Origin of the sequence: Wolbachia endosymbiont (group A) of Cephus spinipes, assembly GCF_964026895.1 — a bacterium.
Taxonomy (GTDB): Bacteria; Pseudomonadota; Alphaproteobacteria; order Rickettsiales; family Anaplasmataceae; genus Wolbachia; species Wolbachia pipientis.
In genome coordinates this window covers 300,896-312,482 of record NZ_OZ034713.1, presented here as the reverse complement: position 1 = coordinate 312,482, position 11,587 = coordinate 300,896, and the positions used below count along the sequence as shown (strand labels likewise).

The following is an 11,587-nucleotide window of genomic DNA, read 5'->3' as shown; positions in this document are numbered from 1 at the left end:
TACTGTACTCCAAAAGCTCTTAATATTCAATATATTCTCATACTACTAAAATTATTATGGTTGATTTTTTTGTTAGAATTTGTTAAAATTTAATTAACTTAGCGTTCATAGGGTGTAGTATGTTGGGTATTACAAAAAATAATCAGAAAGAGAGCACTGACTTTGCTGGTGAGGAATTCGTTATCTACGCTACTTGTGTATGCCTAGCAGCCACATTCGCTGCTGGCTGTTTAGGGGCGGTAATAGGATCCCCTCTATTGACCTTTCCACTTGCTATGCTCATCTCTAACCCCGTAGTTTGGGTTTTAATGGGAATAATTCTTACAGTAGCATACAAAATGGTTGTTGAACCTTTATTTTACTTAGCGAAGAACTATATTAATGGAAAAAGAGCTTCAAAGGGGGAAAAGAGTGAAGAAAAAGATACAGAACTACAAGATTTGCAAGGCAAGACTCCAGAAAAGCAAGCAAGACCGAAAACTCCTGATAGGGATAGTGGTATTTTTGACTGCAAAGAAAATAAGGATTCTTTTGTATATAAGACAAATAAAAAAGAAGATTATAAATTTTGGTTAAGTAATTTTGATATTGCAGAGATTGCAAAAAGTTACTATGGATGGATGCCATATCGTAAAAAAGGTCACAGGGAATTTTCCAAAGGAGTGTTCTTTTCTTGCCTCGATAATCTTACATCTTTTCTGGGGAACCGATTGCAAGAATATAAAGATAAAGTAAAAGGGGATAACAATTTAGTATTATCTTCAATTCTTAACTTAAATAACAATCATTGGGTAACATTGGTTATTTCTCATGATGAAAAGAGTAAAAAGTTTAGAGCATATTATTGCGATTCATTTGGTGAACCATTACCAGAAGAGGTATCAAGTGCGCTACAGAAAACTCTAGGAATAAACAATAGTAGTATTAGAAACTCAAAAGCTAAACAACAAGATGATAAGTATAATTGTGGAATATTTGCCTTAGAGAATGCTAAGAAAATTACAGATATGCTGAAAGCAGGCAAATCGTTTGATGAAATTGATGATCAGCTAAAATATGAACTTAGTTCAGAGCAATTAATAGAGAAGAGAAAAGAATTTGCAAAAGCGTTGAAAAAGGATGAACAAAGCAGGGCTGGCACGCCAAGCCCTGTATTAGGTGGTCCAGGAAATATAAGTCGTAAAGATAGCGGAGTAAGTTTAGATTCAGTAGAAAGTAAGCAAACAAAAATTGTTCAATATAATACTACAGGTGATGGCAACTGCTTTTTCCATGCGGTATTTGGTGATAATAGCTCTGGTCAATATAAAACTGAAAAAGCACAAGATATGAGAATGGAATGGCACAAATTTTTAAGTCAATTTAACTCTTTGAATGATCCAAGGATGCCTGAGTTATTGAAGGGACAGATGCAGAAAGTTTTTGGTGCATTCTTAGAAAATCCAAATCATTTGATTGGTATGTCGGACTCAATAAAAGATTTGGTTCAGCATACAAACAGACGGGTAGAGAAGATCAAAAAAAAGACTAATAAATTAATAAAAAAGTTATGTTGTCTTACAACATTAAAAGAAAATGAAGTTATAGGTGATTTAAGAAGCATTAGTGCTAGTAATCTCAATATTAGTGAAAGAAAATATGATAGAAATTATAATAGTGATACTGCAGCAAATTCTTTTCTCAATGGCAAATCCATTTATAGATCTTATCTAGAGGCAATCAGCAGCCAAAGTTACCATGTTTTCATAGAAGAAATTTCTATCTTAGCTTCGCTGGCTAATATTGAAATTGACGTCTACTATAAAAATAATGGTAATGATGTAAATACATTGTTTCTGCCAAATGCGGGAATGATAAATGAAGGTTATCAGCAGAACAACGAGCTATGGGGAAATAAAGAACAAGAAACGGTATACTTGGCACCTGGTCATTATGAGAGAGCTGAGATAGTAGAGGTAGAGCCTTCTCTTATGGAAAAAGTAAGTTCGGCTATACAAAGTGTTGTAACAGTATGTGTAAATGCGCTAGGTTTGAACACATAGAATATATGTCCCTACAAGTAGGAAATTTGACAATTGATTCTCCAGTTATTTTAGCTCCAATGTCTGGAGTGACTGATTATCCGTTTAGAAGTATTGTGAAGAAACTTGGTGCAAGTTTGTTAGTTTCAGAGATGATCGCAAGCAGAGCTATGATTATGCAAACTCGCCAGAGTTTGCAAAAAGCAAAAGTCGATGCATTAACTGCTGTGCAGCTTGCTGGGTGTGAGCCAGATGTTATGGCGGAGGCTGCAAAATTAAACGAGGACATGGGAGCAAAAATTATAGACATAAACTTTGGTTGCCCTGTTAAAAAAGTTGTAAACGGTTATGCAGGATCAGCGCTAATGCGTGATGAGAAAAAAGCCGCTGAGATAATTGAAGCTGTGGTCAAAGCAGTGAATATGCCAGTTACGGTGAAAATGCGCACTGGATGGAACGATGAAAATCGCAATGCCCCGAGACTTGCGAAAATTGCCGAAGACTTAGGAGCAAAAATGATCACTGTGCATGGAAGAACAAGAGCGCAGCTTTATAATGGTCAAGCAGATTGGAAATTCGTTAGAAATGTTAAAGAGCAAGTGAAAATTCCAGTTATAGTAAATGGCGATATTAAAAATTTAAATGATATTCAGAATGCTCTCAAAGAATCTGGAGCAGACGGAGTGATGATAGGTCGTGGTGCCTACGGTAAACCTTGGCTGATTAATCAAGCAATGAACTTTCTCAGTGGAAGTGAAACTTCTGAGCCAACAGCTTCAGAGAGATTAAGCATCATACTCGAGCATTACGACAATATTCTTGAGTACTATGGAAATGACACAGGAATAAAGATGGCCCGCAAACACATAGGTTGGTACAGTAGCGGGCTTCAAGGCTCATCTGAATTTCGTGTGAGAGTAAATAACATGACAGATAGCACAGAAGTGAAAGAAAATATTATTGGCTTTTTTGGTCAAGAGACACACTAGCTGTACTCAATTCGACTGATCGTATGCCACTACGCTCTCTTCCTCACCAGAGTGTAAATGACAACCATTATCCATCAACCATTCCTCGTCATAAGTTTCAATATCAAAATATTTTTCATATTTATCCACATTATCACAAAGTGAAAGTGCTCTGATCTTATTCATAATCAAACCTGTACCAGCAGGAATTAATCTTCCTACTATAACATTTTCTTTTAATCCACTTAAAGGATCACTCTTCCCGCAGAATGCTGCTTCTGTAAGTACTTTTGTTGTCTCTTGGAAAGAGGCAGCAGAAATAAAGGAGCTAGTTTCAAGACTTGCCCTAGTAATCCCCTGCAGAATAGGAAGATAATGAGTAGACCGTTTGCCAGAGTTACTCATAGCATCATTTTCCCTATCAACTTCCAGCTTGTCAATGCTTTCGCCAACCAAGTACATAGTATCACCAGGATCAGTAATTTCCACTTTTTGTAGCATTTGTTTTAAGATCACCTCTAAATGCTTATTGTCTATACGAACACCCTGCAATCTATAAACTTGCTGTATTTCAGAAATCATATAGTGCGCTAAAGCTTCTAACCCAAGCACACGTAAAATATCATGGAGATCAGGGTCACCATCCATCAATAGATCACCTTTACGTACAAAATCACCTTCATTGACTATTACATGCTTACTTCTTGATACCAAATATTCAACTGGAGAAATTTGTTCATCTACAGGTTTAATTAATATACTGCATTTTCCTCTACGGTCTTTTTCAGAAAACGCTACATAGCCATCTATCTCACTAACAATAGCATGCTCTTTAGGACGACGTGCTTCAAATAACTCTATAACCCTCGGTAAACCACCAGTAATATCACGAGTTTTAACTGACTCTCTTGGTGTTCTTGTAATAACATCACCTGCATGAACCTTCTGGCCATCTTGTACATTGAGCACTGCACCGATTGGTATAAAATAACATGCTTCAACGCCACTTGCGAGTGTCATTACTTTACCATTATCGTCAAGCAGCACAATACGAGGACGTAAATTAGCTCCACCAGAATGCAATTTCCAGTCTTTTACTACTTTGCTTGATATTCCTGTAGATTCATCCATCACTTCAGTGATCGAAATTCCATCTTTTAAGTCCTGATAAGACACTGTACCAGTCTTCTCCGTGATAATAGGCAATGTATAAGGATCCCATTCCGCAACTTTATCGCCAATTTTTACTGACCCACTCTCATCTACATAAAGCTTAGCGCCGTAAGGTACACTGTGCTTCAACTTCTCACTACCAAGGCTATCAATCAACACGACTTCACAGGAACGGCTTATCACAATTTTATTTCCGTTTCTATCTATAATTATATTACTATTGTTTAACTTTATTTTAGCATTAATAGAAGCTATAATATTCGAGGATTCAACGCCTCTAGTCATTACTCCACCTATATGAAAAGTACGCATCGTTAACTGAGTACCTGGCTCTCCAACAGATTGAGCAGCTATAACACCAACTGCTTCACCTATTGAAACAATTTTACCAGTTGCAAGGTCTCTTCCATAACATAAAGAACATACACCAGGACTTATTTCACAAGTTAAAGGCGATCTAATTTTTACAACATCAAGACCTGCAATGCTGATTTGCTTTACTTTATCCTCATCAATTAATTCCCCTGCTTTTACTAATAATTCTTTTGTCACTGGGTTATATATATCATTTGCAGCTGTTCTACCCAGCACAACACTCTCTAGAGATGCAACTATAGTACTTCCTTCAACTGTAGCTCTCACAACAAGACCATTTTTTGTTTTACAGTCATGCTTTGTAACTATGCAATTTTGAGATACATCAACTAAACGACGAGTTAAGTATCCAGAGTTTGCAGTTTTAAGTGCAGTGTCAGCTAAACCTTTACGCGCACCGTGAGTAGAATTAAAGTATTCAAATACGTTCAATCCTTCACGGAAATTAGAAATTATAGGTGTTTCTATAATCTCACCAGAAGGTTTGGTCATGAGCCCTCGCATTCCTGCTAGCTGTTTCATCTGTGAAGTAGAACCCCTTGCACCAGAGTTAACCATCATATACACTGAGTTGTACTTACTATTTCCATCATATATAGATATTGCTTTTAACATATCATTAGCTATCATATCCGTACACTTAGACCATTCATCTATAACCTTGTTATACCTCTCACTTCTAGTTATTAGCCCATCTTGATATTGCATAGAGAATTTCTTAATTTCACCCCTCGCGTGATCAACATGTGTAGCTTTAGTTTCAGGTATAACCATATCACAACGACCAAAAGAGACACCAGAAAATGTGGCATACTCAAAGCCAAGTACCATTAATTTATCAGAAAATGCCACTGTAGCACTTTGACCACAGTTACGATATACCAAATCAACTATACCAGTTATTTCCTTGACTGTTAATATCTGATTTATTAGATCGAAGCCTAGATTCTCATGCTTAGGAAAAATTTGCCATAATATTAAACGGCCAGGAGTTGTACAAACAGTTTTATAGTGAGTTTCACCGCTGCTATTAATATACTCCATCCTATACTTTATACTAGAATGAATATGTAAAGTACCATCACTCAAGGAATGCTCAACTTCACAAAAAGCACCAAAAGATGGTAAATTATCTTCCTTAGGTTCTTGTAAAGTCAGATAATATATACCAAGTACTATATCTTTACTAGGAACTATAATCGGTCTGCCATTAGAAGGACTTAAAACGTTATTAGTGGACATCATCAACACCCTAGCTTCAAGCTGAGCTTCCAATGAAATTGGCACATGCACTGCCATTTGATCACCATCAAAATCAGCATTAAACGCCGTACAGACAAGCGGATGAAGCTGTATTGCTTTGCCTTCAATAAGGATTGGCTCAAAAGCCTGAATACCAAGTCTATGTAGCGTAGGCGCTCTATTCAACAAAACAGGATGCTCTTTTATTACCTCTTCAAGCATATCCCAAACTTCTGGTTTTTCTGCTCTTATCAACTTACTAGCAAACTTAATAGTTGGAGCCATACCATACATCTTAAGCTTTGAGTAAACAAAAGGTTTGAATAGTTCAAGAGCCATTCTTTTTGGTAATCCACACTGATTTAGTTTCAAAGTTGGACCAACAACTATTACAGAACGTCCAGAGTAGTCTACCCTTTTTCCTAAGAGGTTCTGGCGAAAACGACCCTGTTTTCCTTTTAACATATCACTAATGGACTTTTTATATCCAACAGCACCAGCTTTATTTACCAAAGTATTACGACGACTATTATCAAAAAGAGAATCAACTGCTTCTTGTAACATCCTTTTTTCATTACGAATCATAATCTCAGGAGGATTTAAGCTCAACAATTTCCTCAACCTGTTATTTCTATTAATAATAGTCCTATAATGATGATTCAGATCAGAAACTGCAGGACGACCACTCTCAAGCGATACCAAAGGACGCAAATCAGGTGGTAAAATAGGTATAGTTGTAAGTATCATCCACTCAGGCCTATTTCCAGATTTAATGAAGTTTTCAACAATACGCAATCTCTTTATAATTTTCTTTCTTCTTATCTCAGAAGCAACAGATTCTAATTCTAGTCTTAAATCCTTCCTAATTTCATGTAAATCAAGGCGCGTTAGCAACTCTCTTATAGCTTCAACACCTTGCATAGCTACAAAACTATCGATCCCATAGCTATCTTTAGCTTCATTATAAGCTTTTTCACTAATAATCTCACCTTTTTCAAAAGGCGAAACAAGAGGATCTATTACGATATAATTATCGCTATATAAAATATTCTCAATATCTCTGAGAGACATATCTAATAATGCTCCAATTCTTGAAGGAAGCGATTTCAAAAACCATATATGAGCAACAGGAGATGCAAGCTCTATATGACCCATCCTTTCTCTTCTTACTTTAGAAGATGTAACTTCTACTCCGCATTTTTCGCATATGCGACCTCTGTGTCTTCTTTTTTTGTATTTTCCACATAAACATTCATCGTCATTGACAGGGCCAAAAACCTTAGGGCAAAATAATCCACCTTTCTCAACTTTGAACGTACGATAATTTGCAGTTGAAACATCTTCTATCTCACCACAAGATATACGCTTAATACTTTCAGGGCTAGCAATCGATATGCTAACCTCATTAAAAGGTTGTGCAATGTTAGTGTGAGATATATCTTCAATCACTACATCATTTTGCTTTAAATCTACATTTAAACATAAAGAACGTAGTTCTTTTATCATCACATTAAAGGATTCAGGAATTCCACATTCAAAATTACTGTCACCTTTTATTATCGATTCATAAATCTTAACTCTACCATTAATATCATCAGACTTCACAGTTAACATTTCCTGCAAAGTATAAGCAGCACCATAGGCTTGTAATGCCCAACATTCCATTTCACCAAAACGCTGACCACCAAAATGAGATTTTCCTCCAAGAGGTTGTTGAGTAACCAAACTATAAGGCCCTACTGAACGCGCATGAATTTTACCATCAACCAAGTGGTGCAACTTAAGCATGTACATGTAACCAACTGTAACCTTGCGGTCGAATTTTTCACCACTGCAACCGTCATATAATACAGCTTGTCCAGAGTTATCTAAACCAGCAAGTTCAAATAATTTTGCTATTTGTTCATCTTTTGGACCCTCAAATACAGGTGCAGCAACAGGAACGCCATCACGTAATTTGCGTGCAAATTCAATGAGATTATTATCACTAATATTACGAATATCATTACAGATAGATACGTTACTGCCATAGCTATAAACCTCAATCAGGAAGTTACGTAAATTGCTGTATGAACTTTTACAAGAGTTCAAATAGTTCTCTACTAACTCATTCAACTCGTCATTTAGTGCATTCTTATTAGGTGTATTTAAAACAGAAGCCGTTATTTCATCATCATCAATATTTTCAATTTTTTTATTATCAAGGTATGCTACTGCAAATTGTGTAAAATTATCATCGTTAAGGGACCTAATTCCCTTGCAAAAAGCACTTTTGATCTTATTGATCTCATCGAGAATATTACTTACCTTTTCCCCTAATTTTCTACAAGCCCAACCTACATGCGTTTCCAGTATTTGCCCTACATTCATTCGTGAAGGAACACCAAGAGGGTTAAGAATAATATCAACAGGAGTACCATCTTCCAAATAAGGCATATCTTCCACTGGCACAACTCGAGAAATCACACCTTTATTTCCATGTCTACCAGCCATTTTATCCCCTGGTTGCAGACTATGTTTCACAGCAATGAAAACTTTTACTGACATCGACACACCTTGAGGCAGGTCATAACCTTCATGTAATTTTTCTACTTTTCGCTTAAACTGTGCTATTGCATGTGATACTTTTTCATCAAAATCTTTTTTTAAGCTCTTAACTTGCTCAGAAATGGATTGGTTTTTTAATCCTATACCCCACCATTGCTCACGTTCAATAGAGTCAAATTTTTCTCGATCTTGAGAACCAGAATTAATAAGAAGTTTCTTCAATTCATCATAGAAATATTCACTAGTAACATTGATTATATAATCTCGCTCTTCCTCAAAGTCATTTATCTCTTTTTGTTTGATGAGTAATGCCCTTTCATTTTCTTCAACCCCCCTGCGTGTAAAGACTTGTACATCAATTACTGTCCCTTCAACATCTGGAGATGTATATAAAGAGGAATCCGCACAATCGAATGACTTTTCACCAAAAATTGTCATTAATAACTTCGTTTCAGGAGGCAATGAAAGAGAAGGTTTAGGTGTAACTTTACCTACCAGAATATAGCCTGGACCAACTCTTGTACCAATTTTCACTATACCACTATCATCCAAGTGATATAGATTTTCTTCATTAACACCAGGTATAGCACGAGTTATTTTTTCTGATCCTAAAGGGGTATCATGTACAACACAGTCAAATTCTTCTATATGAATAGAAGTAAAGAGATCTTTTTTAACAACTTCACTAGAAATAATAATAGAGTCTTCAAAATTATAACCTTGCCAAGACATAAAAGCGACTAGCAAATTTTTACCAAGCGCCAACTCACCACTGTTAATTGCAGGACCATCAGCTATTACATCACCCTTTTTAACATAATCACCTACGCACACTAGCGGTCTTTGATTAATACAAGTATTATGGTTAGAACGCTGAAACTTCCTTAGATGATAAATATCTACGTCCAAGTAGTTAACCCTTTCTTTATCAAAAGCACGTATAACTATAGAGTTACTATCAGAACTATCAACTATGCCATCGCGTTTTGCTAAAACTACAGCACCAGAGCCAGAAGCTACAAAAGACTCCATACCAGTAGCAACCAGAGGAGCGGTAGGCTTCAATAAAGGTACGGCCTGACGTTGCATATTTGAGCCCATTAATGCTCTATTAGCATCATCATTTTCTAAAAATGGAATCAAGGAAGCTGCAACTGATATTACCTGCTTAGGAGATACGTCAATGTAACTAACTTGGTCGCTACTTACCATGACGAAGCTACCAGCATATCTACAGTATAGCATGTCATCAACAAAGCAATTATTTTCATCAAGCTTTACGCTAGTGTCAGCTATATGATGTGAGCCTTCGTCTATAGCAGAAAGATACTCAATTTGATCAGTAACAACCCTATTGACTACTTTTCTATAAGGGCTTTCAATGAAACCATATTTATTAATACGCGCGTATATAGCTAAGCTGTTGATTAACCCTATATTTTGCCCTTCAGGAGTCTCAATAGGGCAAATTCTTCCATAATGAGTTGGATGAACATCACGCACCTCAAATCCTGCCCGTTCTCTTGTTAAACCGCCAGGACCTAACGCGGATAACCTTCTTTTATGTGTTATTTCAGATAACGGATTAGTCTGATCCATAAATTGAGATAATTGAGAAGAATTGAAGAAATCTCTTAAGACATTAGTTAACACTTTTGGATTAATAAAATCAGATGGAGAAACTTTATCTAAACTAGAAGTGGACATAGAATCAACTATTGCGCGTTCCAATTTCAACAACCCAGTTCTAAATTGATTTTCTATAAACTCTCCAACTGATCTTACTCTTCTGTTTCCTAAATGATCAATATCATCTACAGATCCTTGACCGTCACGTAACAATACTATTTTTTTCACAATTTCAATAATATCTTCATGCGTTAAAACAGTTAAATCCTCATCATAATTTAATCCAAGGTAAGAGTTAAGCTTCAACCTACCAATGTTAGACAAATCATAATATTCCGGACTGAAGAAAAGATTACGGAAAAACTCTTCTACTATCTCTAAAACAGGAACTTCACCAGGACGCAAAACTCTATATATTTCATATAGTGCATCCTGATAAGACATGTTTTCATCTAAGAAAAGCGTATTTAATATATAAGGTCCAACAAACAAATTATCTATGTTCAACACTGATATTTCATCTACAGATAATAACTCAAGCTTCTTTATGTCTTCCAGCTTTATAGATTCACCAGCAGATAAAATTTTCGTAGAGCTAGCACTATCCATTAAATCTTCTGCGAGGAATAAACCACATATAGAATTAAAAGGAACCAGATACTCTTTCAATTCATTATCATATAGCTTTTTAGCTAGTCTTGAGGTAATACGAACGTTAGCTTTAAGCAGCACATTACCTTCAATATCCATTAAGTCGAAAGGCAGCCTCACTCCTTTAAATTTATCAGGAACAAAAGGCACTTTCCAACCATCTTTATGTTTTACATACTTTATTTTCTCATAAAATCTATCGAGTATATCATTATTTGATAAACCCAACGCCTTTAATAAAACTGAGATTGGCAATTTTCTTTTTCTATCAACACGAAAATACAAATGGTCTTTAACATCAAATTCAATATCAAGCCAAGAACCCCTATAAGGAATAATTCTAGCAGAATAGATCAATTTACCAGAATTGTAAGTTTTTCCCTTATCGCTATCAAAGAATACACCAGGAGACCTATGCATTTGTGAGACGATAACTTTTTCCACACCATTAATGATGAAAGTGCCCTTATCAGTCATCATAGGCAACCCACAAAAGTGGACTTTCTGCTCTTCTATAGATTTTACAACGGTTGCAAGTTTAGAATGATCTCCACTCTCTTTAATCGATTTATATTCATCAAGAGAAATACCATCCTGCATAACAACAAGACGTATAGAAGCAATAACCTGAGCAGAAAAAGTTACACCACGCTTTATACACTCAGATTCATCATACTTAGGATCATCCACCCTACAACTTATAAACTCAATAGTAGCCCTACGCAAAGGATCATTTATTGGAAAGATTGTATGAAAGATAACTTCAAGTCTTTCATTACCCTTATTCTGAGGAGTAAATGAATCATACGATTCTTTTTGAACCTTAACCAAATCCAATAAAGAATCTTTTAAATCAATCGACCTAGAATAAGAAACTCTAGGAACAAAAGCACCAGAAGCGTACATATAAGAAGAATCAACCATTAAAATACCCCAAACTAATTAAAAGAGCTATATCAATATAAAATTAATACATTAAAT

Annotated in this window: 3 protein-coding genes; 2 read left to right on the top strand and 1 reads right to left on the bottom strand. The window is 35.7% G+C overall.

Annotation, left to right across the window (positions count from 1 at the left end; all coding sequences use genetic code 11):
* The first annotated feature begins 119 nt into the window (after positions 1–119).
* Complete coding sequence (locus AAGD59_RS01485; protein ID WP_265027923.1) at positions 120–2,042, top strand: C48 family peptidase; 1,923 nt, start codon at positions 120–122, stop codon at positions 2,040–2,042.
* A gap of 5 nt (positions 2,043–2,047) precedes the next feature.
* Positions 2,048–3,010, top strand: coding sequence for a tRNA dihydrouridine synthase DusB (gene dusB, locus AAGD59_RS01480; RefSeq protein ID WP_012673040.1), 963 nt, complete (start codon positions 2,048–2,050; stop codon positions 3,008–3,010).
* A gap of 6 nt (positions 3,011–3,016) precedes the next feature.
* On the opposite strand, the gene AAGD59_RS01475 is transcribed toward dusB, so the two are convergent.
* Entirely contained in the window at positions 3,017–11,530 is an 8,514-nt protein-coding gene (locus AAGD59_RS01475; protein WP_174516863.1) for a DNA-directed RNA polymerase subunit beta/beta', read from the bottom strand.
* Positions 11,531–11,587 lie beyond the last annotated feature (57 nt).